General features: G+C 59.1%; 29 protein-coding genes and 1 pseudogene. 8 read left to right on the plus strand and 22 right to left on the minus strand.

Translation table 11 applies throughout. From position 1 onward, the window contains the following. Nucleotides 1–76: 76 nt before the first annotated feature. The 6 genes from ACVWVP_RS11690 to ACVWVP_RS11715 form a co-directional block, all read right to left on the minus strand. The gene (locus tag ACVWVP_RS11690; protein WP_178920729.1) at nucleotides 77–1,126 is read right to left on the minus strand and encodes a DNA topoisomerase IB; all 1,050 of its coding nucleotides are present in this window, start codon (nucleotides 1,124–1,126) and stop codon (nucleotides 77–79) included. Between the two features lie 79 nt (nucleotides 1,127–1,205). Beyond that, on the minus strand, nucleotides 1,206–2,285 hold the full coding sequence (gene modC / locus ACVWVP_RS11695) for a molybdenum ABC transporter ATP-binding protein (protein ID WP_457405973.1): 1,080 nt from the start codon (nucleotides 2,283–2,285) through the stop codon (nucleotides 1,206–1,208). A gap of 5 nt (nucleotides 2,286–2,290) precedes the next feature. Beyond that, a complete protein-coding gene (gene modB / locus ACVWVP_RS11700; protein ID WP_120448673.1) occupies nucleotides 2,291–2,971 on the minus strand; it encodes a molybdate ABC transporter permease subunit in 681 nt (226 codons plus the stop codon). Beyond that, complete coding sequence (gene modA, locus ACVWVP_RS11705) at nucleotides 2,972–3,739, minus strand: molybdate ABC transporter substrate-binding protein (RefSeq protein WP_178920732.1); 768 nt, start codon at nucleotides 3,737–3,739, stop codon at nucleotides 2,972–2,974. Between the two features lie 118 nt (nucleotides 3,740–3,857). Beyond that, a complete protein-coding gene (locus tag ACVWVP_RS11710; protein WP_178920734.1) occupies nucleotides 3,858–4,916 on the minus strand; it encodes an NAD(P)H-dependent flavin oxidoreductase in 1,059 nt (352 codons plus the stop codon). 109 nt (nucleotides 4,917–5,025) lie between these two features. Then, nucleotides 5,026–5,904 (minus strand): alpha/beta fold hydrolase, encoded by an 879-nt coding sequence (locus tag ACVWVP_RS11715; protein WP_457405975.1) that lies wholly within the window; start codon nucleotides 5,902–5,904, stop codon nucleotides 5,026–5,028. A 174-nt stretch (nucleotides 5,905–6,078) separates the two neighbouring features. Between ACVWVP_RS11715 and ACVWVP_RS11720 the strand changes: the two genes are divergently transcribed. Together ACVWVP_RS11720 and ACVWVP_RS11725 are read left to right on the plus strand one after the other, a co-directional pair. After that, nucleotides 6,079–6,672, plus strand: coding sequence for a CGNR zinc finger domain-containing protein (locus ACVWVP_RS11720; protein ID WP_457405978.1), 594 nt, complete (start codon nucleotides 6,079–6,081; stop codon nucleotides 6,670–6,672). 12 nt (nucleotides 6,673–6,684) lie between these two features. Further along, entirely contained in the window at nucleotides 6,685–7,146 is a 462-nt protein-coding gene (locus tag ACVWVP_RS11725) for a GyrI-like domain-containing protein (protein ID WP_178920740.1), read from the plus strand. Here ACVWVP_RS11725 and ada read toward each other — a convergent pair. The 4 genes from ada to ACVWVP_RS11745 all read right to left on the minus strand — a co-directional run bounded on the left by ada (nucleotide 7,143) and on the right by ACVWVP_RS11745 (nucleotide 9,437). Further along, nucleotides 7,143–8,195, minus strand: coding sequence for a bifunctional DNA-binding transcriptional regulator/O6-methylguanine-DNA methyltransferase Ada (gene ada, locus ACVWVP_RS11730; protein ID WP_457405982.1), 1,053 nt, complete (start codon nucleotides 8,193–8,195; stop codon nucleotides 7,143–7,145). The two genes, ACVWVP_RS11725 and ada, sit on opposite strands and share 4 nt — an antisense overlap. Before the next feature lie 77 nt (nucleotides 8,196–8,272). Next, nucleotides 8,273–8,938 carry a DNA oxidative demethylase AlkB gene (gene alkB / locus ACVWVP_RS11735; RefSeq protein WP_457405983.1) on the minus strand — a complete coding sequence of 222 codons (666 nt, stop codon included), beginning with the start codon at nucleotides 8,936–8,938 and terminating at the stop codon, nucleotides 8,273–8,275. Nucleotides 8,939–8,941: 3 nt separating this feature from the next. After that, entirely contained in the window at nucleotides 8,942–9,109 is a 168-nt protein-coding gene (locus tag ACVWVP_RS11740; RefSeq protein WP_178920746.1) for a hypothetical protein, read from the minus strand. A 25-nt stretch (nucleotides 9,110–9,134) separates the two neighbouring features. Then, the gene (locus ACVWVP_RS11745) at nucleotides 9,135–9,437 is read right to left on the minus strand and encodes a DUF1883 domain-containing protein (RefSeq protein ID WP_003191319.1); all 303 of its coding nucleotides are present in this window, start codon (nucleotides 9,435–9,437) and stop codon (nucleotides 9,135–9,137) included. Nucleotides 9,438–9,650: 213 nt separating this feature from the next. On the opposite strand from ACVWVP_RS11745, the gene ACVWVP_RS11750 reads away from it, so the two are divergent. From ACVWVP_RS11750 to ACVWVP_RS11765, 4 genes and pseudogenes are all read left to right on the plus strand, one after another. After that, a complete protein-coding gene (locus ACVWVP_RS11750) occupies nucleotides 9,651–10,001 on the plus strand; it encodes a hypothetical protein (protein ID WP_176996021.1) in 351 nt (116 codons plus the stop codon). A 224-nt stretch (nucleotides 10,002–10,225) separates the two neighbouring features. Then, nucleotides 10,226–10,683: pseudogene (locus ACVWVP_RS11755) on the plus strand (c-type cytochrome); the annotation flags it as partial. 68 nt (nucleotides 10,684–10,751) lie between these two features. Then, complete coding sequence (locus tag ACVWVP_RS11760; RefSeq protein WP_457406349.1) at nucleotides 10,752–11,606, plus strand: c-type cytochrome; 855 nt, start codon at nucleotides 10,752–10,754, stop codon at nucleotides 11,604–11,606. Between the two features lie 78 nt (nucleotides 11,607–11,684). Beyond that, entirely contained in the window at nucleotides 11,685–11,915 is a 231-nt protein-coding gene (locus ACVWVP_RS11765) for a hypothetical protein (protein WP_178920748.1), read from the plus strand. Between the two features lie 9 nt (nucleotides 11,916–11,924). Here the strand turns inward: ACVWVP_RS11765 and ACVWVP_RS11770 are convergent, their stop codons facing one another. From ACVWVP_RS11770 to ACVWVP_RS11820, 11 genes are all read right to left on the minus strand, one after another. Then, a complete protein-coding gene (locus ACVWVP_RS11770) occupies nucleotides 11,925–12,209 on the minus strand; it encodes a hypothetical protein (RefSeq protein WP_178920750.1) in 285 nt (94 codons plus the stop codon). A gap of 136 nt (nucleotides 12,210–12,345) precedes the next feature. Next, entirely contained in the window at nucleotides 12,346–13,302 is a 957-nt protein-coding gene (locus ACVWVP_RS11775) for a fimbrial protein (RefSeq protein ID WP_457405987.1), read from the minus strand. Between the two features lie 71 nt (nucleotides 13,303–13,373). Continuing rightward, nucleotides 13,374–13,922 carry a fimbrial protein gene (locus ACVWVP_RS11780; protein ID WP_178920754.1) on the minus strand — a complete coding sequence of 183 codons (549 nt, stop codon included), beginning with the start codon at nucleotides 13,920–13,922 and terminating at the stop codon, nucleotides 13,374–13,376. A gap of 11 nt (nucleotides 13,923–13,933) precedes the next feature. Next, on the minus strand, nucleotides 13,934–14,413 hold the full coding sequence (locus ACVWVP_RS11785; protein ID WP_457405989.1) for a fimbrial protein: 480 nt from the start codon (nucleotides 14,411–14,413) through the stop codon (nucleotides 13,934–13,936). 13 nt (nucleotides 14,414–14,426) lie between these two features. Beyond that, nucleotides 14,427–14,921, minus strand: coding sequence for a fimbrial protein (locus tag ACVWVP_RS11790; protein WP_178920757.1), 495 nt, complete (start codon nucleotides 14,919–14,921; stop codon nucleotides 14,427–14,429). A gap of 10 nt (nucleotides 14,922–14,931) precedes the next feature. Beyond that, the gene (locus tag ACVWVP_RS11795) at nucleotides 14,932–15,510 is read right to left on the minus strand and encodes a fimbrial protein (protein WP_178920759.1); all 579 of its coding nucleotides are present in this window, start codon (nucleotides 15,508–15,510) and stop codon (nucleotides 14,932–14,934) included. Nucleotides 15,511–15,531: 21 nt separating this feature from the next. Next, complete coding sequence (locus tag ACVWVP_RS11800) at nucleotides 15,532–16,296, minus strand: fimbria/pilus periplasmic chaperone (RefSeq protein ID WP_457405991.1); 765 nt, start codon at nucleotides 16,294–16,296, stop codon at nucleotides 15,532–15,534. Beyond that, nucleotides 16,293–18,902, minus strand: coding sequence for an outer membrane usher protein (locus ACVWVP_RS11805; RefSeq protein ID WP_457405994.1), 2,610 nt, complete (start codon nucleotides 18,900–18,902; stop codon nucleotides 16,293–16,295). The genes ACVWVP_RS11800 and ACVWVP_RS11805 overlap by 4 nt, the downstream gene beginning before the upstream one ends. Nucleotides 18,903–18,921: 19 nt before the next feature. Further along, nucleotides 18,922–19,473 carry a fimbrial protein gene (locus tag ACVWVP_RS11810; RefSeq protein ID WP_259171439.1) on the minus strand — a complete coding sequence of 184 codons (552 nt, stop codon included), beginning with the start codon at nucleotides 19,471–19,473 and terminating at the stop codon, nucleotides 18,922–18,924. 50 nt (nucleotides 19,474–19,523) lie between these two features. Beyond that, nucleotides 19,524–20,033: a fimbrial protein gene (locus tag ACVWVP_RS11815; protein ID WP_457405997.1), complete on the minus strand. Its 510-nt coding sequence runs from the start codon at nucleotides 20,031–20,033 to the stop codon at nucleotides 19,524–19,526. A 539-nt stretch (nucleotides 20,034–20,572) separates the two neighbouring features. Further along, the gene (locus tag ACVWVP_RS11820) at nucleotides 20,573–20,758 is read right to left on the minus strand and encodes a hypothetical protein (RefSeq protein ID WP_029294643.1); all 186 of its coding nucleotides are present in this window, start codon (nucleotides 20,756–20,758) and stop codon (nucleotides 20,573–20,575) included. Between the two features lie 308 nt (nucleotides 20,759–21,066). Between ACVWVP_RS11820 and galU the strand changes: the two genes are divergently transcribed. Together galU and gorA are read left to right on the plus strand one after the other, a co-directional pair. Next, the gene (galU, locus tag ACVWVP_RS11825; protein ID WP_178920769.1) at nucleotides 21,067–21,906 is read left to right on the plus strand and encodes a UTP--glucose-1-phosphate uridylyltransferase GalU; all 840 of its coding nucleotides are present in this window, start codon (nucleotides 21,067–21,069) and stop codon (nucleotides 21,904–21,906) included. Nucleotides 21,907–22,007: 101 nt separating this feature from the next. Next, complete coding sequence (gorA, locus tag ACVWVP_RS11830) at nucleotides 22,008–23,366, plus strand: glutathione-disulfide reductase (protein WP_457406001.1); 1,359 nt, start codon at nucleotides 22,008–22,010, stop codon at nucleotides 23,364–23,366. Here gorA and ACVWVP_RS11835 read toward each other — a convergent pair whose 3' ends face one another. Continuing rightward, a complete protein-coding gene (locus ACVWVP_RS11835; RefSeq protein WP_457406003.1) occupies nucleotides 23,367–24,374 on the minus strand; it encodes a DNA-binding protein in 1,008 nt (335 codons plus the stop codon). Nucleotides 24,375–24,508 lie beyond the last annotated feature (134 nt).

Here is a 24,508-nt window from a genome sequence, read left to right on the forward strand (position 1 = left end):
CTTGTCGCAGATACATTTTGGAAGGCTTAGTTGTTCACGTTTGCGGTCGTCCCGTGAGTCAGAAGGGAAGCAGAGGCTAACCCAGCTTGGCGCGCTTGGGCAAGTCGGCGGCCAGCTGCTCAAGGAACATCGCCAAGGCGACTTCCTCGGCTTTCAAACCCTTGCGTACCCGAGGCTTGGGCAGCCTGGACAATTCACCCAGGCTGAAATGCTCCAGCACGGCCGGATGGATGTAGCACTTGCGGCACACCGCAGGGGTATTGCCCAGTTGCTTGGCGACGGCCTTGACCGTGGTGACCACATGCCGTTTGGCGTCCGATTCGGGCTGCCATTCCAGTTCGCGCAGCACCGCCAGTGCGAGCGCGGTACCGGCCCAGGTGCGGTAGTCCTTGGCGGTGAAGTCTGCGCCCGTGAGCGTATGAAGGTAGGCGTTGACGTCGTGGGAACTGACGGTATGGCGCTCGCCCTGTTCATCCAGGTATTGAAAGAGGTTCTGCCCCGGCAGCTCCAGGCAGCGTTTGACCACGGTGGCCAAGCGGCGGTCTTTAACGCTGACCTGATGTTCAACGCCGCTCTTGCCGCGAAACTGGAACAGAATCTCGCTGCCCTTGATGTCCACATGACGGTTGCGCAGGGTGGTCAGCCCATAGGATTTGTTGTCGCGGGCGTATTGGGTATTGCCGACGCGGATCAACGTGGCGTCGAGCAGCATCACCACCGTGGCCAGGACTTTCTCGCGGGTGAAACCAGGCTCGGCGATCTGTGCTTCCAATTGCTTGCGCAGCTTGGGCAGGGCTTGTCCGAACGCCTGCAAGCGCGCGTACTTGTCACTGTCGCGTACTTCGCGCCAGCGCGCATGGTAACGGTACTGTTTGCGGCCCCGGGCGTCACGGCCGGTGGCTTGCAGGTGGCCGCGCGGGTCGGCGCAGATCCACACATCGGTATAGGCCGGCGGCACCGCCAGCGCATTGAGACGCTGGATTTCGTCCGCGTCAGTAATACGCGTGCCTTTGGCATCGAAGTACTGGAACTTGCCGCGCAAGGTTTTGCGACGGATACCCGGCTGGGTGTCGTCGACGTAATGCAGGTCGCGGGGCAGGTCGGCAAGCAATGCAGAGTCGGGCATGGTGCAACTTCCTTGGCAACGAATCAGACCGGTATGTCTGATGGACCGCACGGGTGTGCGGTCGTGCCAAAAAGCTTTGCTAGGCCAGTACCGCCACCGCCTTGATCTGTGCCCACAGCACCTGGCTGGCGTGTAGCTGCAACTGGTCGCGGGAGAAGCGGGTGATGCGCGCCAGCAACGGCGTGCCACCTGCCTCCAGGCGCACCAGCACATGGGCGTTGTTGTCGGCGGTGATGTCCTGGGTGACCGTCACCGGCAAGCGGTTGAGAATGCTGCTGTGCTCTTCGGCCTGCAGGCTGAGGCTCACATCCCGGGCCTGGACCTTGACCCGCAGTTGCTTGCCCAGCGCCAACGGCGCGTGGGCCACGCGTATCTGCAGGGCGCTGTCGGGCAGTTGCAGGGTGAGCAATTGATAATCGGCGTCATAGGCGCAGACGGTGCCGTTGACCACCACGCCGGCGTCGTCGTCCAGGGCCATGGGCAGGTCGAGCCGTGCCAGGGTTTCGCCGATCGGTCCGCTGGCCAGGGCCTTGCCGTCGCTGAGCAACACGATGTGGTCGGCCAGCCGCGCCACTTCGTCCTGGGCATGGCTGACATACAGCACCGGGATGTCCAGTTCATCATGCAGGCGTTCAAGGTACGGCAGGATCTCGCCCTTGCGCTTGCTGTCCAGGGCGGCCAGTGGCTCATCCATCAACAGCAGTTTTGGGCTGGTGAGCAACGCACGGGCGATGCCGATGCGCTGGCGCTCGCCACCGGACAAGTGCTGCGGGTGACGATCCAGCAGGTGGCCGATCCCCAGCAATTCGGTGGCTTGGGCCATGTCCACCCGGCGTTGCTCGGGTTTGATGCGCTTGAGGCCGAACTCCAGGTTGGCCCGCACCGACAGGTGCGGAAACAGGCTTGCCTCCTGGAACACATACCCCAGGGCGCGCTTGTGCGGTGGCACGAACAGGCCGCTGCGGCTGTCTTGCCAGATTTCGTCGTTGATCTGGATAAAGCCGTCTTCGGCGCGCTCCAGCCCGGCGATGCAGCGCAGGCAGGTGGTCTTGCCGGAACCCGAGTGACCGTACAACGCGGTCACGCCACGGCCGGGCAGGTGCAGGTCCACGTCCAGCGAAAAGCCTGTGTAGTTCAAGTTGAGGCGTACATCGATCATCGCGGTCAGCTCCAGCCCATCTTGGATTTACGGCTGGAATACAACGCCAGCAACACGAGGAACGCGAACACCACCATGGAGCCGGCCAGCCAGTGGGCCTGGGCATATTCCATGGCCTCGACATGGTCGTAGATCTGCACCGAGACCACGCGGGTCTTGTCGGGAATGTTGCCGCCGATCATCAGCACCACGCCAAATTCACCGACGGTGTGGGCAAAGCCGAGAATCGACGCGGTGATGAAGCCGGGACGGGCCAGGGGCAGGATCACCGTGAAAAACGTGTCCCACGGGTTGGCGCGCAAGGTCGCGGCCACTTCCAGGGGGCGCGTGCCGATGGCGGAGAAGGCGTTTTGCAACGGCTGCACCACAAACGGCATGGAATAGATCACCGAGCCAATCACCAGCCCGGCAAAGCTGAAGGTCAGGGTGCCCAGGCCCAGCCATTGGGTGAACTGGCCGAAGTAGCCGTTGGGCCCCATGGTCAACAGCAGGTAAAAGCCGATCACCGTGGGCGGCAGCACCAGCGGCAAGGCGACGACGGCCCCGATGGGGCCGCGCCACCAGGAGCGGGTGCGCGACAGCCACAGGGCAATCGGAGTGCCGATGACCAGCAGGATCACGGTGGTCAGTGACGCCAGTTTGATGGTCAGCCAGATAGCGGAAAAATCGGCACTCGACAGGGGCATTTACAGCTCGTAACCGTAGGATTTGATAACCGCGGCGGCTTTTGGCCCCTTGAGGTATTCAACCAGTGCCTTGGCAGCGGCGCTGTCTTTGCCCTTGTTGAGGATCACCGCGTCTTGTTTGATCGGGTCGTGCATCGAAGCCGGCACGATCCAGGCCGAGCCGCTGGTGACTTTGCCGTCTTTATAGATCTGCGACAAGGCCACGAAGCCCAACTCGGCATTGCCAGTGGAGACGAACTGATAGGCCTGGGTGATGTTCTGGCCTTCGACGATCTTGTCCTTGACCTTCTCGGTCAGGCCTTCTTTGGCCAGCACTTGGGTGGCGGCCAGGCCGTACGGCGCGGCTTTCGGGTTGGCGATGGAGAGGTGCTTGAATTCGTTCTTCTTCAGCACGTCGCCTTTGGCATCCACGTAGCCTTCTTTGGCCGACCACAGGGCCAAGGTGCCGACGGCGTAGGTGAAGCGCGAGCCTTTGACGCTGTCGCCTTCGGCTTCGAGTTTCTGCGGGGTGGTGTCGTCGGCGCTGAGGAACACTTCGAACGGCGCACCGTTCTTGATCTGGGTGTAGAACTGCCCGGTGGCTCCGTACGCGGCGACCAGCTTGTGGCCGGTGTCTTTTTCAAAGTCGGCGGCGATGGCCTGGATCGGTGCGGTGAAGTTGGCGGCCACGGCCACCTGTACTTCATCGGCCTGGGCCGAACCGAACGCGAAGGCGGCAATCAAGGTCGCCAGGGCCGTGGGGGCCAGGCGTGAGGCGCGAATCATCATGAAGCAGCTCCTTAGGGTTGTACGGCTTGTTATAGGTAGAAGGCTTAACCGCTATGTATGGGAATATATAGCGGTTGGCCATTGCCGGTACAGTGCAAAGTTGCCCCACGTGTCAGATCTAGTTGAGCTTGGCCAACGCCTGCTCAGCCAACTGACGTGTCAGGTCATACGTTGAAATATCCTTGCCCAGGCGCAGCGCCTGGCCCGACCACAGGTTGCTGAAGCCCGCTTCATCCTTGGCCTTGAGTGGCATCAGGGCGCCACCGGACGTGGGGAAGGCCGGCGCTGCCGGGTTGATCGCGCCCAGTTCACGCATCACCCGATTGACGATGCCCCGTGCCGGGCGGCCGGTGAACAGGTTGGTCAGCGCGGTTTCGCTGGCCTGGGCGTGGCGCAGCGCGTAGTGATGGGACGCGGTGACATTGGCCTCGGGGGTAAACAGGTACGCGGTGCCGATCTGCACCGCCGACGCGCCCAGGGCGAAGGCCGCGACGATACCGCGTGCATCACCGATACCGCCGGCAGCAATCACCGGCACGGCGACGGCGTCGACTATTTGCGGCAACAGGGCGAACAAACCGATCTGGGTATTGAGGTCGTCACTCAGGAACAGGCCGCGATGGCCACCGGCTTCAAGGCCCATGGCGATGATTGCGTCGCAGCCATGTTGCTCCAGCCAGATCGCTTCTTCTACGGTGGTCGCCGACGACAGCACCTTGGCGCCGGTGGCTTTTACCCGGTCCAGCAAGGCTTTTTCCGGCAGGCCGAAGTGAAAGCTCACGACCTCGGGACGAAATTGTTCCACTACCTGGCAAGCAGCCTCGTTGAACGGCGCGCGGTTGGACACTGGGGTTGGCGCGTCAAAATCGACGCCCAATTCGCGGTAGTAGGGTTCCAGCAATGCCTTCCAGCGTCGGTCACGGGCTTCGTCGGGCGCCGGTGGCTGGTGGCAGAAGAAATTCACGTTGATGGGCCGCGTGCTGGCCTGGCGGATGGTGGCCAACGCCTCGCGCAATTGCTCGATGCTCAAGGCTGCGGCGGGCAGTGAACCCAGTGCGCCGGCGTTGTTCGCAGCAATGACCATGGCGGTGGTCGTGCCCACGGCCATGGGGGCCTGGATGATGGGCAGGTCGATGCCCAGCAGGTCAAGAATGCGCGTGTCTGGCCAGGTGCTCATGGGTTGCGTCTCCAGCGTGAGTAAGACTTTTCGCTGTTTTAGCAGGGCCCCTGGCACCCGGCCAGTCTGTTTTATTCACTGGACGAGTGAGGCGTTTCGTGCAGTGCCATCAGTCGATGGCATGCCCCAGTACGGCATGGATGCGCTGGGCGATGTGGGCCGCATGGGTTTCCAGGGCAAAGTGGCCAGTGTCCAGTAACTCGACCACGGCGTTGGCGTTGTCACCCGCGTAGGCGTGGGCGCCCGGTGGAATGAAGAAGGGGTCGTTCTGGCCCCAGATCACCAGCGTCGGCACCTGGCTGGCCTTGAAGAACGCCTGGAACGTCGGGTACAGCGTGAGGTTGTTGCGGTAGTCGAGGATCAGGTCGAGCTGGATCTCATCGTTGCCCGGGCGCTGCATCAACAGCACATCCAGCATGTACGACTCCGGCGCGACCAGCTCGGGCTGGCTGACGCCGTGCAGGTACTGATAGCGCGTGCCTTCCAGGCTGATCACCGCATGGCGGATCACTTCGCGATTGGCCTGGGTCGGCTCGGCCCAGTATTGGCGGATCGGCGCCCAGGCATCCCCCAGGCCTTCGAGGTAGGCGTTGCCGTTTTGCGAGACCAGCGCACTGACCCGCTGCGGATGCGCCACGGCCAACCGCAGCCCGACCGGAGCGCCGTAGTCGAAGACGTACAAGGCGTAACGGCTCAATTCAAGCGCATCGACAAAGTGCCCGACGGTCACGGCCAGGTTGTCGAAGCTGTAGTGGTAGTCGCGCTCGGCAGGCACCTCGGTGAAGCCAAAACCTGGCAAATCCGGCGCGATCACGCGGTAGCGGTTGGCGAGCAGGGGAATCAGGTCACGGTACATGTGGGACGAACTGGGAAAACCGTGCAGCAGCAACATGACCGGGGCCGCTGGGTCGCCGGCTTCACGGTAGAACATGCGCACGCCATCGACATCGACGTGCTGGTAGCGAATCACAGGGGCTTGGGTAGACATGATGAAGGCGCCTTTTGTAACTTGATAAAGTGTGTTTACGGGTTAGCTGTTTTTAAAGCTGCGCTCAAACATGTAACCTGTCAACGTAATTATTCAGGTTAGATTTTCGTCGCTTGTAACTACCCATCCTGCTGGTTAGCGGTTACTATCGCGTGATGTTCAAGAGGATCCCCCATGGCAATCACCGTCCCCCCAGCTGTCCCTGACGAGCCCTATGTCCTGGCCGATGATCCGGTGCTGGACATGCTCAACACCCTGGCCAACATCGACGGCGTGCCGTGGGATTTCTGGCAGACCGATGCCGACGTGGAGCGTTGGTTGGTGCGCTTGCAATGGATCGAGGAGGGCAGTGCTCCCAAGTTTGAAGCTGGCACCTTGCTCAGCGCGGCGCGGCAACTGCGCGAAGTGATTCGTGAGTTGGTCAAGCAACGCAAAAACGACCAGCCTGGCAACCCGGCCGCCCTCAACAGCTTCCTGCGCAAGGCGGTCAGCCATCCGCAACTGGTTTGGCCGGCGTCGGGGGGGCCACAGCTGGAACGCCAGCGCAAACGGCAGACGGCCGAACAATTTCTGTCGCCGATTGCTGAGGCAGCCGCTAATTTATTGGTGGCGGGCGATTTCACCCTGATTCGCCGCTGTGAACACCCGGAATGCATCCTGTGGTTTTATGACCGGACCAAGGCCCACAAACGCCGCTGGTGCAGCATGGCGTTGTGCGGCAACCGGCATAAGGTCGCCGAATTCCGCAAACGAAAACTCAAGCTTTAAAAGGAGAAGGCTTTGCACGTCACCAAGGAACAACTGAAGGCAGCATTCACCGTGTCGGGTCTGAAGGTTCGCACACGCAACGCCGATGAATCGCAGCCCGCGAGCGCAAAAATCGGCCCGATGTGGCAGCGGTTTTACAGTGAAGGGTTGTACGAGGGGATCCCCGCCAAACAACCGGGCTCACCGGTCTATGGGGTTTACAGCGGCTATGAATCCGATGCCAGTGGCCTGTTTGATGTGACGGCGGGCGTGGCGACGGATGCGCCCGCCCTGGGTTTTGAAAGCCTGGTTATTGAGCCGGGAAACTACCTGGTATTTGAAGCACGCGGGCCAATGCCCCAGGCGATCATCGCCGCCTGGCAGCAGATCTGGGCGTATTTCGAGCAACCTGACGTGCCGGCCCGTGCGTTTGTCACGGACTTTGAGGCTTATCAGGGCCCGGACCTGGCGTTCATCCATATCGGCATTCGCTAGGCTTCGGACGGGCTTTCCCGTTCCAGCAGCTGCCGCTTGCGCTCCACGCCCCAGCGGTAGCCCGACAGGTCCCCATTACTGCGCACCACGCGGTGGCAGGGAATGGCGACCGCCAGGCTGTTCGCGCCACAGGCCTGGGCTACGGCTCGAAAGGACTTGGGCGCGCCGATTTGCTGGGCGATTTGCGCGTAACTGGCAGTGCTGCCCACCGGAATGGTGCGCAGCGCTTGCCATACCCGTTCTTGAAAGGCTGTACCGCGCAGGTCCAGTGGCAAGTCCAGCCCCAGTGCGGGCGCTTCAATAAAGCCAACGACCTGGGCGATCACTTGCTCAAAGTGTGGGTCAGCTCCCACCAGCTCGGCCTTGGGAAATTGGTCCTGCAGGTCGCGCACCAGTTTGTCCGGATCATCCCCCAGCAGGATCGCGCACACGCCGCGCATGCTCTGCGCCACCAGAATCGCACCCAGTGAACATTGGCCCACGGCAAACAGGATTTCGTTGTTGGTGCCGCCGGCCCGGTAATCGCTGGGTTTCATGCCAAGCAGTTGGTCGGCAGACTCATAAAAGCGGCTGTTGGAATTGAAGCCGGCGTCATACAAGGCGTCGGTGACCGAATGCGGGCCCTTGAGGCTGTTGCGCACTTTGCGTGAGCGATGGGCGCTGGCGTAGCCCTTGGGCGTCAGGCCGGTCACGGTCTTGAACACGCGGTGGAAGTGAAAGGGGCTCAGGCCAGCGTGTTTGGCCAGGGTTTCCAGGTCGGGGGGCGTCTCGGCTTGCTCGATCAGCCGGCACGCGTCGGCGACCAGTCGGGCATGGTGCAGGGCGACTTGGGTCTGATCGGCGACAGCCCTTTTGCTGGGGCGATAGCCCGCCGCTTCGGCTTGCTCGCGGGTGTCGAAAAACTCGATATTTTCCGGGCGCGGCAGGCGCGAAGCACTGCTGGGGCGGCAATACACGCCAGTGGTTTTCACGCCGTAGACAAACAGCGTATCGGCCTTGGGGTCGCGGGCCACAATGGCAGCCCAGCGAGGATCTTGTTCGTTGCTCATGGCCAGCACTCTAGACGGTTCACATGGGCAGGTTAGCCGGGCTGGCCGTCTGTGACACTCCGAACCTTGCGGTCAAATCAGCCCGCGGTGCGAAATGTCAGGTTGATGCGCTGGGGGCCCATGACCGGATGCGTGCCTTCCTTGATCGGCATCACGCCGTGAAAACGCAAGCGGTCGACGCCACCCCAGACCACCACATCGCCATGGAACAGCGAGATTTTCTGGGCCTTGTCGCTGCGTTCATGGCCACCGAACAGGAAGATCGCCGGCAAGCCAAGGGACACGGACACCACGGGGGCATCGTAGCGGCGCTCGTTCTTGTCTTGATGCAAGGACATCTTGGCGCCCGGCACATACCGGTTGATCAGGCAGGCATCGGGGGCGAAATCGTTGAACCCGGCCTCAGCGGCTGCCTGCACGGCCAGCTGGCGCAACACCTCGGGCAAGGCCGGCCAGGGTTGCTGGCTGCGTGGGTCAAGCGGGCTGTAACGGTAGCCGCGGGTGTCCGTCGTCCAGCCCAGTTCGCCGCAACTGCTCAGCGCCGCCGACATGGTAAAGCCACCGGGCGTGGTCATTTTCCGAAAGGGTGACTGGGCCAGGATGCGGCGAAGTTCAGGCAGAAGGCGATCGATCCAGGGCAGGGCGTGGCCTCTGAGCACGTAGGACTCTGCGCCAATCTGTTCGCGCCCTGCGGGTTGTTGCAGGGCGTTGTCCGCGAACAGGTCGGCAGTAGGGCCGGGCATGGCTTACAGCGCCTTACTCACGTTGATGTCAGTAATTTCATCAGTGGCGTCGTGAATTTTAGCCAGGGCTTGCTTGGCTTCCTCTACGCTGTTGCTCTGCAATTGCGCGAACTCGAAACGGCGTTCGCCGTTGAGTTTGTATTTGATGACGTACTTGGTGGTGGTGTTCACGGCTATTTCCTGTCGGGTATTCGGATTAGCTCAGCTTGGAGCTGGTGCGACGAACGATGCGGATCTTGTGGGACAGCGCAGGTTTGCGAGTAACGCTGATGGCGCGGCGAGTGACCACATCCAGGGTGATGTTCCAGAAGCCGGTGCTGGGTGCGGTGATCTTGGCCGGGAACTTGTCGAAAGCACCACCGTGGTAGGTATGGCGACCGCCGTTTTTAAAGCTGCGAAAATTCGCATCGCTCATCAAACGGATGTTACAGGTCTGCGAGCATTCGATGACGACAATGTCTCCCTCGTTGAGGTGCTCACGCTGGTGGATGAATTTCATGAGGGTGTCTCCAGAAGGGCTTTTTCTGAAAAATCAGAATGATACGTAGGTTAAGATAGAGTTTATCAGCCCCAGCGCGTTTATTATCGGGCCGTCGTCGACGACTTCGACAATTTAAAACAGTTATTTACCGAGTTATCAGGGATAAATCCTACTTGGGCGGGAGAAAATTACCATCCCCGCTGTCGTAGGGTCTTTATCGGAGGTTTTTGTATGAAGTGGAGTGTGTTGGTTCTGGCCTTGGCAATAGGTGGGTGTGCTTCGGTTGCAGATATCAAGCAGACCCCGCCGACGCTGTCGGTCATTTCCGGGAAGAAACCACAGGAATATGCTGCCTGTGTCGTGCGCAAACTGTCGACGACGCGCCGACCACCACAGATCGAGCCCCACAAGGATGGTGTGCAGGTAATTGTGCCGCAGAAGTATTCGGCTGACCCTTCGGCGATCTTCGAGATTGAAGAGCGCTCCAGCGGCAGCAGCATCAAGCTCTACGAGAGCATGGCCAACGTACCGATCCGCCCAGGTGACGTGAAAAAAGCCGGTGAGGATTGCATTTCCGGCTGATTCCCCGCGCTTCACCCATGCGCCAACATCCGATAAAGAAGCCCGGCCCCGCTGTTGTGGGGCCGGGCTTTTTAATGCATGAGGTTTGACGGTTATCGTCAGCGGATCATTACCCTACCACTTGTAGGCGTATGCGCTTAAGGCCTAAGCATATAACTATAAGAATGGAGTCGTGATGATTTCGTTTGAGCGAGTTCTGCTGGGAGGTGCGCTGCTGTTGCTTGGCCGAGTATGTGCGCAAGCAGTTGGCAGATTTCAGCAGCGGGGAGCGCATCAATCCGGTGATGCAGCCGCTGGCCAAAGTCCTGACCGAGGCGGAAATTTCTGCACTCAGCCTAACATTGGCGGCGATGCCTGCGCCCGTATCCGCAACCGTGCACCGTAGCGAAATGCCGAGTACTGCTGCGCAAAAGCTTGCTTTGCAAGGGGCGTGGGAGCGGCAAGTTCCTGCGTGTGTCAGTTGTCACGGGCCTGCAGGTGCCGGTGTGGGAAGTGCATTCCCGCCACTGGCAGGTCAGCCGGCCGCCTATCTGAGCGCACAATTGGTCGCCGGGCAGGCAGGCACGCGGCGCAATGACCCCAATGACCCGATGGGGCACATCGCCAAGGCGCTGATCCCGGAAGAAGTGCAGGGGGGGGCGCGCAGTATTTCGCGTCGCTGCACCAGGAGGTCAAGCCATGAAGGCCTTCAGGTTTGCACCCGTATTCGCCTTGCTGATTTCACTGCCGACGCATGCGGCGACGGTCGCCATGGAAGACCAGTCGCAGTCGCAGTTGCACCCAACCGCATCGCCTGTCTCTGCTACGTTCCAGCCGCCCCAAGAAAGTGAATTGCCTGACAACGCCTACGGCAAGCTCGTTAGGCAGGGTTACGCCTTGTTTGTGGACACCAAGCGGTTGGCACCGAAATTTGTCGGCAACGGCCTCAACTGCAGCAACTGCCACCTGGACCAGGGCCGGCTGGCCAATTGGGCACCGCTGTGGGGCGCTTATCCGATGTACCCGGCCTATCGAAAAAAGAACGACAAGGTCAATACCTTTGCCGATCGTCTGCAAGGCTGTTTCCAGTTCAGCATGAACGGTGGCACACCGCCTGCGGCAGATAGCCCCGAAATTACCGCGCTGTCAGTGTACGCCTATTGGTTGGCCAGCAAGGCGCCCTTGGGTGTCGAGCTGCCGGGACGAGGTTACCCGGACGTGGCGCCGCCCGCCAAAGGCTACAGCCTGGCCCGGGGCGCCGAGGTGTACAAAGACCAGTGTGCGGTGTGCCATGGCGGCGAAGGGCAGGGACAAAAGGGTGGCGACAGCTACGTCATGCCACCGTTGTGGGGTAAAGACTCCTACAATTGGGGCGCAGGCATGCACCGTTTCAATACGGCGGCGTCCTTCATCAAGCACAACATGCCGCTGGGCAAGGGTGGCAGCCTGAGCGATGAGCAGGCCTGGGACGTGGCGGCCTACCTCAACAGCCACGAGCGGCCGCAAGACCCACGGTTGATAGGGGGCTCGGTCGAGAAAACCCGTGTGAAGTTTCACGCCAATGACGGCGTCAATCTGTACGGGCAAACCGTTGAAGGCGTGCTGATCGGGCAGGGCATCCGTTAAACTGTCGGGTAATGCATACAAAAATGCCGCGCGACCTTAAGGTTTGCGCGGCATTTGTCTTTAAATCGGGAAAACCTAATGAAACGTGAACACGTCAGGGCGCGCCATGCCGACGGCCAGATCTCAGCCACCCATGTCATCCAGAACCCGGCTGACCTGGGTGAATGGATCGTGTTTTTCAAGAAGAGCGGCGGGCGTAGTTACTTCTTGGTGGACGAGCAGGACGAGGTAGAATCATTTGCGCGCCTGGATGAGCTGATCGAAACCCTGCGCGGGCTCGGCATCAAGTTCGCCGAAATCCACCTGTAGCCCTATGGCTTACTTGCAAACCACCACCACGCTGCGGCTTTTGTAGTTGCCCACGTCCTTGCCCAGGGTCTTGTCGTCCTCTTTGAGCGATGGCGTGCCTTCAGTGCCGACGATGCGGTAACCGGTGCCGGCGCAGGAAGCATCTGCCTTTTCATAGCAACTGGCCCAGGAATTGGCTTCGCCGGAACAGTCGATGGTCAGGCCTTGTTCGCCGTTCTTCAGGTACGTATCGGAGGTGGTGGTGCAGCCGGTCATCAGGACCAGTGCTGCAGTCAGCGTCAGTATCTTGTTCATGGTGGGGTCGTCGTCGAGGTATTGGAGGGGCGCTGACACTGTCGTGGGGCGGTCGTGCGAGATTATAGCCATCTGCCACATACGCAGTCTCCAGAATAAACGCCTTCGACTGCGTAGCTTCGGCCGTTGATGGGCGTTACGGCACGCCCATCACCAGTACACCACTGCCGCTGACGGCGCCGGCAGCGGGTAGCGACCCATTGCGTCGAACCAGGGTGAACATCACATCATCCCCACCCACGCTGTTGGTGATCTGTGTCCGGAATGAGCCGTTGACCTGAACCGCAGCCCCCGAACGGACCATAGCGGTACCCACGTTCGGGTTCGTCATACTCAGCAGACGTGTGTCGAATGACGAGGGTGTTCCTTTGTAGGTGATGGTGATCGGTGTCGTGATTCCCCCATCGGGGCACGAGTAAGTGAGCCTGCGGTTGCTGCGGATGGGGCTCGTCAGCGGGTCGGTGCCTATCTGTCGCTGCTGGACGGTGCCGAAGTCCACCGTGATCGGGTTGTTGTTATTGATCGTGCAGGTTGACGGCGAAACAGTAAAGTTGTTAGCCGACGTGTAAGTGACAGTGAGTTGCGGTCTCGAAGTGTCCCAGTTGTTCGAGCTGGTGAGACGTAACAGGCCGAGATTATCCCCGACACGGACATTGATAGGGTTCGACGGACTGTTACGCATCAGAATATAGGGGGTGATATTGATAGGATAAACGCCACCGTTGTTGGGCATGGTCGCGACCAGGATGCCGCTCAGGACCGGGGTGTTGAAGAAGGTCCCATTGATTCGCAGCCCGGTCCTTTCAAAGGAAAACTTGGGGCCGGGAGTCCACGGAGTGCCTGAACTATTGCCTGTTGCCCAATAGTCCTGACCCCACGCCGGACCCTGGCCAGGTGAGTATCGACATTCCAGCCTTGCGCCTTCGAGCATGATCCTGGTTTTGTCTGGGGTCAGCGTGACCGTAACGGGAACTTGCAGGTTGGGATTTCCCGTCTGCCATGCGCCACCATTCACCCTGCAGTCAACGGCCTGTGCAGTCGGAGCCAAACCAAGCAGCGTAAGAAGCATGCTTTTTTTATATAGTCGTTTCATTTTATTTCTCGTTGCTCCTCTCCCCGGAAGGCTAAATCCGCCCGGCGAGAGGTGAGGTTTGTCTGGGGCTGTTACGGATAGTCCAGCGTAAACGTTGACGTCACCGTATATCTGCCGTGCCCGATGGTTTGGTCCCGGATCGCATCCGGTTCGCCCTGCACATAGGCTTTGAGCTCAATCACATTGCTGCCGGTACTCAACACCTGTTTGTCGCTGACGGTGTTGACGGGTAAAGGTTTATTGCCCGGGGTTTCTATACCAAGGCCAATCCCCGTGGCGCCGCTGCCACCATCGAGTGCGAACAAGCCTGGCAACTTAGTGTTTTCCGTACCGCTGAGCAGGAGGGTGACCGAGTCGCCAATCGTGGTGTCGCAGTTCTCCAGATGCACCCTGAACCCCTTACCCTGGGTGCGCGTATTGAGGTAGAGGTGCTTGCTGGTGACGTCCCAGAGTTCCAGCGTGATCGCATCGTCACCCGGGCGAATCGTGCAAGCCTCTTCCACCAGGTTGCCCTTGAAGCTCAGGTTGTCTGCCGCAGACCCCTTGTCCGGCAAGCCGAAGGTCATCAATAACGCGAGCCAGGCGCACGACCACTTTTTATGATCCATTTCAAATCGCATAGACGTGGTTCCTACTGGTATTCAGCCAACAGCGTGGCCACCGCTGCAAACCGTATGGGGGCCAGCGTTGCACCGGCTTGTTTGACGGGCACGACGTCCAATGTCGGCGGTGTCGACAAAGTAATGTTCATGGGCGTGTTGAGTGGAAACGGCACGTTATTCTGAAAGACCCGGATACCCAGCGCCGGAACGTTGGTCTGCACCGCTGCGCCATCAAATGCCGTGGGCGTACCGTTGACGGTGAGCTTCAGCACCCAGGGGAGGGTGTCCGAGCCACAGTTGATGATGTAGGGAACCGATTTGCGGTACTTCACACCGTCGACACGTTTTACGCCTACATCTCCAAAGTCGATTTCAATGGTATTGCCTGCATCAATGGTACAAGGCGGCGGTTCGTTCAAGGTTCCGCTGAACGTCAGGTTGGCCAATGCACCACCGCACAGGCCGATGGAGCACAAGGCGAGCAACGCTCGCTGTTGCCAGCTTCTCATTGATCATTCCTCTTCATTGATAATCGACTACCAGAGTGGCGGTTGCATCAAATGCCCCTCCGGTCAATTTGCTGCCTGCACGCTTGACCGGCACCGCCTGCACGACAGGGATGTTTGGGTAGGTAAAATTCACGGCCCTGTTCAGCGGCCAGGCTGCACCGTTGACGTACAGCTTTACGCCAAGATCGGCCTTGCGGGTCACGAGCACGGCGCCGTCAAACGCCGCTCCCGTTCCCTTGAGTTCCAGAGTCAGCGCATTGCTGAAAGGCGAATTACAGGTGACGGTATAAGGCACATTTCGACGGTAATTGACGCCGTCCACCCGTGACGTCAGAAGGTCATTGCCGAAAGGCACATTGAGCGTGGTGCCGCTGTTGATCACACAGGGCGGAGGCGCAATGATGACCGCGCGAATGGTCAGGTTGGTATCGGCCTGCACACCCTGGCAAATCGCCCACAGCAGGCTGCCTCCTATTAGTAAGGCCCAGGGGCCGGTTGAGTTCGCCATCGTTCTGCCCTTACTCATAATTGAGCCTGAAATCCACCACGGCCCGAAATGCCCCGCTACTTAATTGAGCGGAGGTGCGCGTGGGCTGGACCTTCCAGGTCTGGGTATTGCTGCCCAGAGGAAGGAACAGAGGTTCCCCCCTTGAGCCAAGCTGTACATCGCGCCCTAAAGCATCGGTCAGTTGCAGGCCCATTCCGGTGATGCCTTGTACTTTGACCAATCGGGTGTCATCGGTATCAGCGGGCGCATAAAACGCCACCGACACCACCGGTTGGAATGCGCTCCACACCAAATTCCCCGTGCGTTCACTGCGGATGCCGCCGGCTTTGCGTTGGCAATCGGCAAAACGCAACTGGAACGCGATTGGGTTGGCCTGGTCGCCAGGGCGCTGCAGTTGGCTGGTCGAAAAGGCGCCCAGGTCAATGGTTTGATGCAGTGATGTCATTTCCAGGCTGCAAGGGGTTTCATGCATGGACCCACTGATGTTAAGCATGCCGCTCATACCCTCGACATCATCCTCCTGAGCGTGTGCTCCCCCCATACAGGCCAGCAGGAGTACGCCCAGGACCTTCATGTTATGCAGCTTCATGACCTTCTCCGGTGCCAGGCACTACTCATTGGGGGTAGGTGCTTGCGCGTTGACCTTGCAGGTGTTGTCACTGCAGGTAAAAGCCATCAGTGGGCGTCCGCCGTAATCGTTCACGTAGGCCAGGTGCGGGGTTGAGCCAAGTGCCTTGACGGTTGGCCCCAGGGCCAGCGAGCCTTTTGGGGGGATCATCAGCGGTTCAAAACCGGGCAAGGTTTTGCCGTCCTTGGCGCTGCGCGCATCGACCAGAGTGACGTAGTAGGGCGTCGGGTTGTTCACCTGGTAGCGGTCGCCTTCGCGAGTAAGGGTCAGCTTTTCCTGCCATGGGTTGGACAAGTCTTGCTGGGTCGGCGTAATGGCTTGCGGCCGATAGAACAATTTGATTCGGGTCTGCAGTGCGATTTGCAAGGTGTTGGGCTTGTCACTGCGTGGAGGAATTTCCCGCAAATTGAAGTAGTAGACCGTCTCTCGATCCTGCGGCAATGTCTTGGCGGCCGGTAAGGCCTGCACTTTCATCTGGCTTTGTTTCCCCGGCTCCAACCGTTGAACCGGTGGCAACACGATCAGGGGGGACGTGATTTTTTTACCCGCCTCATCCTCAATCCACCCCTGTGCCAAATACGGCAATTGGGTGTTGTTGTTGTTGGTGATATTCACGCTGGTAGCGTCTTTGCCACCATCAAAGATCACGCGGGTGCGGTCTAGGCCAACCGCAGCGTTGGCGTCGTGGCTCAAACCCAGCGCCAATAAGGTGAGGACCTGACAAGTGAAACGTGTGTAGAGGTTCATGAGGATGTGTTCTCCGTTTCGGCACGCTTGCCGGTCAACGTCGCGGGCTCAGGTAAGGATTGATCAGCGGCCACCATCCGGCAGCCCAGTTGCAGGGCATCGCTCAAGCCATCAGCGGGCAACACGTCGGGGAGGTTGAGGATGCAGCGTTCGGCGCCGCCCCAACTGACGACCATTTGTCCGCCGGCCTGGATGCCACTCAGGTACACGCTGCCGCCATCGTTCACGATGCCGGTGTCCTGTTGTTTTACGTTTTTGACGGTGGCGCCAAAGGGCGGTGAACTGCCATCGGGCAGGCGAAGAACGGCCATGGCTTTTTCACCGGCGATCACCGGCAGGGACCGGTAACCGATAGCGCCTTCGGTGAGCGTCAGCTGTGTGACGGATTGAGTGGCTTCGACATTGCTCGGCAAGCTCTCCAGGTCGACGCTGGCGGCTGTGCGCAAGTAGCTGGCTACGTCGACGATCACGGCTTTGCCGAAGGCGTTACTGCGGGTCGGCGTGCCGTAACCGCGCACTGGCACATCGGGTACACCGCCGGTGTCAACCATCAGGCGGGTTCCGCCTGTACTGTTGGTGCGATGCAACGCTGCGCCATAGGGCGTGAGCGTGCCACCGCCGCGAGCCGATACGCTGAGTGTTGAGTAACCGCCTTCCTGCTTGCTTGCGGCCAGGTCAACGTCAGCCAAATTGCCGATATGATTCAAGTAGCCACTGACGGACTTGTCGTTGGCGCTGATCTGGTAACTGTTGCGTTCATCCAGGCGATCGTTATAGCGCGTGCCGAGGCTGTTCTTGCCTGAGACTCGGCTGGCGTCCATCGACAGCGTGCCGGTGGGCCCGAACGGCAGGCTGATCGCCAACGAAACACCGTTGTCCTTGTAGTTGTAGTCCTGGGTGCGATGAAGGTTCAGGGATACATTCAGGTTTTTGACGGTACCGACATTGAAGTAGCGAGATGCCGACAGGTTCCAACGCTGAGTGGCCGAGCGCCCCCAGTAGGTTTGTTTGTTGTAGCTGGCGTACACCGTGGCCCCTAGGTCACGAAACTGCTTGTTCACCGTTGCGGTATACAACGCCTTGCTATCACCGATCGGTCTCCAGCTTTTCAGAAGGTCACCGTTGGCGTCGCGCCCGGCGAGTTCGCCATTCATGCCGTAATGACGAGCGTCCAGGTATTCGCTCATGCTCAGGTAGTTCTTCTCGGAAAATCGATACCCGGCAAAGGTGACTTGGCTGTCGTACTCCTCGAAATGCTTGGAATATTGAAGGCGGTACGATTTGCCCGAGAGCGACTCACCCCATACTTGCGCACGAGATTGAGTGACATCCAGCGAGAGCGCACCGAAGGCCAGCAAGTCGCGGCCGACCCCGGCAGACAATGCGCCGTAGTTGTTATCCGTGATACCGCCGCCATACAGCGACCAGCCGTTACTGACCCCCCACGAAAATTCACCCGTGCCGAAAAAGTCACCCTCGGCGCCGTAGTGCAGATTGGACGGACGCCCCGTCGCCACTTTGTAGCGAATATGCCCTGGGCGCGTGAGGTATGGCACCCCAGCCGTATCGAACTGGAACGTCTGTACCGAGCCATCCTGCTCTTCTACCCGCACATCCAGCCGACCGGTCACTGCATCATTGAGGTCCTGGATGCGAAAAGGACCTGCTGCAACCAGCGTTTCATACAGCACGCGGCCTTGTTGGCTGACAATGACCTTGGCGTTGGTTTTGGCCACGCCCACCACCTCAGGCGCATAACCACGCAAGTTAGGCGGCAACTGGCTCTCATCCGAATTGAGTGCGGCACCGGTGAAGCGGAAGCTGTCGAACAGATCCGAATACAGGTAGTTTTCACCCACAATCAGCCGGGCCTGCAATTGCGGGATGGCGCGATAGGCGTAGTAACGGCTCCACTCCAGGCGCTGACGACGCTCGGACGAGTCCGCACGGTCAGGGTCGACACGGCCCTGCCAGTCAGCCCGCAAACGCCACGCACCGGCATTGGCCCCCACCGTTCCGTTACCACTGAAGTTGGTGCGAGTCCCGTCATTCTTCTGGTGGCCGGTCTGCGCCGTCATGTTGTAGTCAATCAGCAGGCCAGGCACCCCTTCGTCCCAGCGAGAAGGGGGGTCCCAATTAATGTCGCTGTATTCAAGATAAGCGTGGGGCAAATTAATGTTGAGTGTGGACGTTGCCAGGTCACCATTGACTTCCGTTCCGGGCAGCTCCTGAATATCCAGGCACTCACCCTGTTTCCACCCATTGAGTTTTTCAATGATTGAAGATTTCAAACCCAATTGCTCAATAATGTTTTGCGATAAGCAGGCCTGGCTCCCTTTAGGATCATCGTCGGGTGGGTAAAACGCGACGGACTGTTCTGATATAGGTTGGTTGTTAATCTGTACGGTCATTGAGTACGTGCCCGGCAGAATGAATCCTTTACGTGCAAATTGCGACAAGTCAATGTTGGAGCGATCACTGAGATCAAGAACGTCGGTATTAAATTCGATATCCCCAGCGCCCAGTGCAGTCCCAGCCATGGATATCAAGCCGCCAAATACTAAACTTGGGCGTAATGTATTTTTTATCTTCGATGCATTCAGCATGAAAGCAACCCATCAATGTTCAAAAGTATTCCAGCCTGAATCGCACTGCGGCACTGTGCGCGCCGGGCAATAACTGCAACCCGTTGCCGACCAGACGAAGCGTGTAGTTCAGTGTCATGTCACCCTCATTCAAGGGATGCGGGGCCATGCGCTCGCCCGGGACACTCTCCTGGCCTGTGGAATCCCAAATATGAAACGCCACGCCTTGGGACAGGCCTGTGGCAGCAAAGGAGCGGCCATCCCTGTCGGGGGCTCCATCAAACGTTACCCGCAGATGTTCCCAGTCGGGCAGCGTTGCGCCTGGGCGATTCGGATCGGGGCGTGTCAATGAACAGTTGACCAGGCGCAGTTGAAAGGGGTGTGGTGCGCCCAGCGTATTGCGCAACAGCCGGCCGATGGGCTCCGGAGGCATTTCGATTGTCTGATCGACACTGGACAGTTCCAGCCCGCAGGCAGAATCAATGATCTCTCCGCCCAATGTCACAACCCCGTCGCCTTGACCTTGGGCAAGTACTTGTCCGATGGACATCATCAGTGAGCTGGTAATAGCGAGGTTTTTGAATGTTTTCACCGTTATCTCCCGCCAGTTGCCCCCCGCCACTGTGGTGGCGGGGGGAATACTCACTGATAAGCCAGGGTGAAATTGGTGACGGCGCTGAAATCACCGGGGACGATGTCGCCCGTGGCTGCACCCTGCACATAGGCACCGAATTCCAGGGTGTTATCACCGGCGACAATGGCCTGCGGGCGGGTCGGTGTACCCAGGTCGATAGGCGCGCCACCATGGGTCATCATGATGCCAATGTTGCCCGCGCCCCCGACGGTGCCGATCGCACCAGGCACCACGGTCGATGGCGCCGCTGTAAAGGTGGTCGTCACCGTGTTGTCGGTAAGGCCAGTCAGGTCGCAGCCTTCAAGTTCAATGCGTACAGGCCGGGCGCTGGATTTGCCTCCGGCTTGCAGTTGATGCTTTGCGATGGCCCCCAAGTTAACTGATTGATCCACGGATTCAGGCTTGATAGAACAGGCGCCAGAGTGAACCGAGCCGTAAAACGTAACGGTTCCATCCGCCGCTTGAACGGCAGGCATCGATCCCATCAACAGCCCGAGAGACAACAGCGCAGTTTTCATTTCAGTTTTCATTTGCAAAGACCCATCTATTAGTGAATGTCATCAGTCAATCCCAACGCAGTTGCGTGCAGGACTTTCCAGGCATACAGCAATGGTCGATGCCATTGCGACGCTGGTATTAATGCTTCGGGCCCGCCCTCGACTTGAACGTGGAAAGTTTTAAATTTTCCAACTAGTTGTATTGCCTGTTCAGGCTTTTTCCGAAGTCAGGTGATTGTCAGGGCCGTACTTTAAAAAGTAAGTCGCTGGATTCGTTTAGTTGCGTAGTCTAGATGTATCGGAATATGTAGGTGGATTATGGCTATTTGCCAAAACTAGAGTTTCGGCTGTAGGATATTAACTACACGACGATTGTTGAGCGGGGTTTACATGGTGTGTTAGTTGTAGGAATGGTATTACAGCTTTGTGAATGCAATAGGGGGGTATGCATTCATCTCAACGAATAGTGCGGTGTTGGGCAAGTAAGGTTGAGGGTGGCTAAAAACGCGCGCGCACAAAAAAGCCCCGATCAACGGGGCTTTCTGTGTGGCTTGATAAGCTTACTTGCCCTTAGGTCGTTTGCTCGACGCGTGGCCTGCTTCGTCCACGAACACTTCAGCCACTGCAATCGCTTGGCTTTCGGTTGCGAAAGCACCGGCAACGCTGTCGCCGTGGAAGTTGATCAGGTGCCAGCCGTCTGCTCGCTTCGTGATCAAGTAGCCGTTTACGCCTTTTGGTTCGGACATCTGTCAATCTCGTGGTCTGGTTCAAGCGGTCCATGATAGCGCCAAATGACCTCGGGCCGCGCAAGTTGTTGCAGGTCAGTGTCGTATGGTCAAAAGCGTGGTAAAACGGTTGCAGCCCCTTTAAGCAAAGGGGCAAAGGCTTGTTTTGCCATGCCGCCAGTGAAGCTCTTCGTAGGATCAGCGGAACTTACGCCGACATTTTTTCTCTATGATGACATCGCAACGCCAGCAGGACCCATTGTAAGGTGACTGCGGCCTGATTAGACTGCGCCGAATTCCGTACGCACAGCCCTTTAGTAAGGACTTATATGATCAAGAAATGCTTGTTCCCAGCAGCCGGTTACGGCACTCGCTTCTTGCCAGCGACCAAAGCCATGCCCAAAGAGATGCTGCCGGTGGTGAACAAGCCACTGATTCAGTACGGCGTCGAAGAGGCACTGGATGCCGGCCTGAACGAAATCTCCATCGTGACCGGCCGTGGTAAGCGCGCGCTGGAAGACCACTTCGACATCAGCTATGAGCTGGAAAACCAGATCAAGGGCACCGACAAGGAAAAATACCTGGTCGGCATCCGTCGTCTGCTGGACGAGTGCTCGTTCTCCTACACTCGCCAGACCCAGATGAAAGGCCTGGGCCACGCGATCCTGACCGGCCGCCCGCTGATCGGTGATGAACCATTCGCCGTGGTATTGGCGGATGACCTGTGCGTCAACCTGGACGGCAAGGGCGTGCTGGAGCAGATGGTCGACCTGTACAAAAAGTACCGTTGCACCATCGTTGCGGTCCAGGAAGTGGACCCTTCGGAAACCAACAAGTACGGCGTGATCGCCGGCGACGAAATCGGCGATGGCCTGATCCGCGTACGTGACATGGTTGAGAAGCCAGCGCCGGAAGATGCCCCGTCGAACCTGGCGATTATTGGTCGCTACATCCTGACCCCGGACATCTTCAAGCTGATCGAAGAAACCGAGCCAGGCAAAGGCGGCGAAATCCAGATCACCGACGCCCTGTTGAAGCAAGCCAAAGACGGCTGCGTGATTGCCTACAAGTTCAAAGGCCAGCGTTTCGACTGCGGTGGCGCCGAAGGCTACATTGAGGCGACCAACTTCTGCTTCGAGCATTTCTACAAGACCGGCAAGGCCTACTGAGTTCAGTCAGCCCCGCCAAGTAAAAAGCCACCTTCGGGTGGCTTTTTCGTTTTTCAGCCCCACGTAAGTCGGTATGCTGATGGCCTGCCGAGGAGAGTGAAATGGCCTACGATTTTGACCTGTATGTAATTGGCGCCGGTTCCGGCGGTGTTCGTGCTGCACGCTTTGCTGCGGGCTTTGGTGCCAAGGTGGCGGTAGCCGAGAGCCGCTACCTGGGCGGTACGTGCGTAAACGTCGGTTGCGTGCCGAAAAAACTGTTGGTGTACGGCGCGCATTTTGCCGAAGACTTTGAACAAGCCAGCGGGTTTGGCTGGTCGCTGGGTGAGGCGAACTTTGATTGGGCGACCCTGATCGCCAACAAGGACCGCGAAATCAACCGCCTCAATGGCATCTACCGCAACCTGCTGGTCAACAGTGGCGTGACCTTGCATGAAGGCCATGCGCGGCTGGTGGGCCCGCATCAGGTGGAAATCAACGGTGAGCGCTTCACTGCCAAGCACATCTTGATTGCCACCGGCGGCTGGCCACAGATCCCGGAAATTCCGGGGCGCGAGCACGCCATCGGCTCCAACGAAGCGTTCTTCCTGAAAGAGCTGCCAAAACGCGTGCTGGTGGTGGGGGGCGGCTACATTGCCGTCGAGTTCGCCGGCATTTTCCACGGGCTGGGCGCGCAGACCTCGCTGTTGTATCGCGGCGATCTGTTCCTGCGCGGCTTTGATGGCTCGGTGCGCACGCACCTGAAGGAAGAGCTGACCAAGCGGGGCCTGGACCTGCAATTCAACGCAGACATCGAGCGCATCGACAAGCAAGCGGACGGCAGCCTCAAGGCCACTCTCAAGGACGGTCGTGTACTGGAAGCCGATTGCGTGTTTTACGCCACCGGCCGTCGCCCGATGCTGGATAACCTTGGGCTGGAAAACACCAGCGTCAAATTGGACAAGCGCGGCTTCGTTGAAGTGGATGGCCTGTACCAGACCGCCGAGTCGTCGATCCTGGCCATCGGTGATGTGATTGGTCGCGTGCAGTTGACGCCGGTTGCCTTGGCCGAAGGCATGGCCGTAGCGCGTCGCCTTTTCAAGCCTGAGCAGTACCGCCCAGTGGATTACGCCATGATTCCGACGGCGGTGTTCAGCTTGCCGAACATCGGCACCGTGGGCTTGACCGAAGAAGAGGCGAAGAAGAACGGCCATAATGTGCAGGTCTTCGAAAGCCGCTTCCGGCCGATGAAGCTGACCTTGACCGACTGCCAGGAAAGAACCTTGATGAAGCTGGTGGTGGACGCTGACACCGACAAGGTGCTGGGTTGCCACATGGTCGGCCCCGACGCCGGCGAGATCGTGCAGGGCTTGGCGATCGCGCTCAAGGCGGGCGCGACCAAGCGGCATTTCGATGAAACCATCGGCGTGCACCCGACGGCGGCGGAAGAGTTCGTCACTATGCGCACGCCTGTGGCCGGCTGATCAGGCTGGCGGTGTCTGCTCTGGCGCCGTTGCAACGACGGCGGCCAGACGCAATGCCTCGATACTGGCCTGGGCCTTGATCAGGTCCAGTTCCAGCGCTTTGTTTGCCTGTTGGTGAGTTGCCAGCGCCTCCTGGCGCGACTGACTTTCCAGCACGGCAACGCGCAAGCGTTCCTGAAGCAGCGTGCGTTCGCTGTCGATCTGGCTGACCTGTTCGCTCAACTTGAGCTGCAGGGCCAGGTCTTTTCGGGTTTGTTCCTGCAGTGCAGTCAATTCTTTCGCGGTCACGCGGTGCTCGATCAGCAGTCGCTCATTGTCGCGGTGCAACTGCGTGATTTCGTCCTGGCGCACCAATGCGCTCTGCTGGGCCTGGCGCAGCTCCGCCTGGACCTGTTGCAGTTGCCCCTCATGGCGGCGCTGCTCCTGCTCGCGTTGATCCTTGATTGCGTTGCGGTAGTGCTCAAGCGCGTCCCGGGCGTGCAGATGCTTTTCTTCCAGTGAGCGAATCTGCTCGTCCTTGTCGTTGATCCGCAACTCATAGTCGCTGCAGGCCTGGCTCAGCCCGGCATTGCGGGTCTGCTCGGTCTGCAGGCTGGTGGTGGTGGTTTGCAGGGCAGCGCTTTCCTCGGCCAGGGCGGAGGCTTGAATATCAAATTGCTGCTTGAGTTGGCCGTGGGCTTCTTCCAGGGTTTCCAGCTGGGCGAGCAGGGCAGTTTTCTGTTGTTCGAATTGCGCCAGGGCCAGGTCGATGGGCTCCTGGGCTTTTTCTTTCAGGCGTTGGGCCAGCCGCGCCACCAGTTCGCCAAGCTCGTCGTCGATGGGCGCCTCGGTGATGGTCAGGCGGGTTTCGCTGTCGTCCAGTTCTTTCAGATAGCGATGAATCGTGGTTTTCGAGCCGGTGTTGCCCATTTCGATGCGTACTGCGTCGATGCTGGGGTTCTCGCCACGGGCCAGGATGGCCAGGCGGGCCGTTTGAACCACTGCTTTGTTGATGCCGCCGCGCGCCATGGGGTCTCCGTCGATTTGATAGTGTGGTATGTGGTATGTATTAACATACTATATCATCAATAAAAACATGTTCAAAATCATGATTTAACAGATGGGATATTGGCGTATTATCCCGTGTTAAGCGTGCTTTTGCG

Source organism: Pseudomonas sp. TE24901, from assembly GCF_054058375.1.

Coding starts and splice junctions, on each gene's coding strand:
- ACVWVP_RS11750 (WP_176996021.1), top strand. CDS start 9,651: ATGAAGTGGAGTGTGTTGGTTCTGGCCTTGGCAATAGGTGGGTGTGCT.
- ACVWVP_RS11710 (WP_178920734.1), bottom strand. CDS start 4,916: ATGAGCACCTGGCCAGACACGCGCATTCTTGACCTGCTGGGCATCGAC.
- modA (WP_178920732.1), bottom strand. CDS start 3,739: ATGATGATTCGCGCCTCACGCCTGGCCCCCACGGCCCTGGCGACCTTG.
- ACVWVP_RS11815 (WP_457405997.1), bottom strand. CDS start 20,033: ATGAAAACTGCGCTGTTGTCTCTCGGGCTGTTGATGGGATCGATGCCT.
- modB (WP_120448673.1), bottom strand. CDS start 2,971: ATGCCCCTGTCGAGTGCCGATTTTTCCGCTATCTGGCTGACCATCAAA.
- ACVWVP_RS11795 (WP_178920759.1), bottom strand. CDS start 15,510: ATGAAGCTGCATAACATGAAGGTCCTGGGCGTACTCCTGCTGGCCTGT.
- gorA (WP_457406001.1), top strand. CDS start 22,008: ATGGCCTACGATTTTGACCTGTATGTAATTGGCGCCGGTTCCGGCGGT.
- alkB (WP_457405983.1), bottom strand. CDS start 8,938: ATGCCCGGCCCTACTGCCGACCTGTTCGCGGACAACGCCCTGCAACAA.
- ACVWVP_RS11800 (WP_457405991.1), bottom strand. CDS start 16,296: ATGAACCTCTACACACGTTTCACTTGTCAGGTCCTCACCTTATTGGCG.
- modC (WP_457405973.1), bottom strand. CDS start 2,285: ATGATCGATGTACGCCTCAACTTGAACTACACAGGCTTTTCGCTGGAC.
- ACVWVP_RS11775 (WP_457405987.1), bottom strand. CDS start 13,302: ATGAAACGACTATATAAAAAAAGCATGCTTCTTACGCTGCTTGGTTTG.
- ACVWVP_RS11760 (WP_457406349.1), top strand. CDS start 10,752: ATGGAAGACCAGTCGCAGTCGCAGTTGCACCCAACCGCATCGCCTGTC.
- ACVWVP_RS11715 (WP_457405975.1), bottom strand. CDS start 5,904: ATGTCTACCCAAGCCCCTGTGATTCGCTACCAGCACGTCGATGTCGAT.
- ACVWVP_RS11765 (WP_178920748.1), top strand. CDS start 11,685: ATGAAACGTGAACACGTCAGGGCGCGCCATGCCGACGGCCAGATCTCA.
- ACVWVP_RS11690 (WP_178920729.1), bottom strand. CDS start 1,126: ATGCCCGACTCTGCATTGCTTGCCGACCTGCCCCGCGACCTGCATTAC.
- ACVWVP_RS11785 (WP_457405989.1), bottom strand. CDS start 14,413: ATGAGAAGCTGGCAACAGCGAGCGTTGCTCGCCTTGTGCTCCATCGGC.
- ACVWVP_RS11770 (WP_178920750.1), bottom strand. CDS start 12,209: ATGAACAAGATACTGACGCTGACTGCAGCACTGGTCCTGATGACCGGC.
- ACVWVP_RS11835 (WP_457406003.1), bottom strand. CDS start 24,374: ATGGCGCGCGGCGGCATCAACAAAGCAGTGGTTCAAACGGCCCGCCTG.
- ACVWVP_RS11720 (WP_457405978.1), top strand. CDS start 6,079: ATGGCAATCACCGTCCCCCCAGCTGTCCCTGACGAGCCCTATGTCCTG.
- ACVWVP_RS11745 (WP_003191319.1), bottom strand. CDS start 9,437: ATGAAATTCATCCACCAGCGTGAGCACCTCAACGAGGGAGACATTGTC.
- ACVWVP_RS11790 (WP_178920757.1), bottom strand. CDS start 14,921: ATGGCGAACTCAACCGGCCCCTGGGCCTTACTAATAGGAGGCAGCCTG.
- ACVWVP_RS11805 (WP_457405994.1), bottom strand. CDS start 18,902: ATGCTGAATGCATCGAAGATAAAAAATACATTACGCCCAAGTTTAGTA.
- galU (WP_178920769.1), top strand. CDS start 21,067: ATGATCAAGAAATGCTTGTTCCCAGCAGCCGGTTACGGCACTCGCTTC.
- ACVWVP_RS11820 (WP_029294643.1), bottom strand. CDS start 20,758: ATGTCCGAACCAAAAGGCGTAAACGGCTACTTGATCACGAAGCGAGCA.
- ada (WP_457405982.1), bottom strand. CDS start 8,195: ATGAGCAACGAACAAGATCCTCGCTGGGCTGCCATTGTGGCCCGCGAC.
- ACVWVP_RS11780 (WP_178920754.1), bottom strand. CDS start 13,922: ATGCGATTTGAAATGGATCATAAAAAGTGGTCGTGCGCCTGGCTCGCG.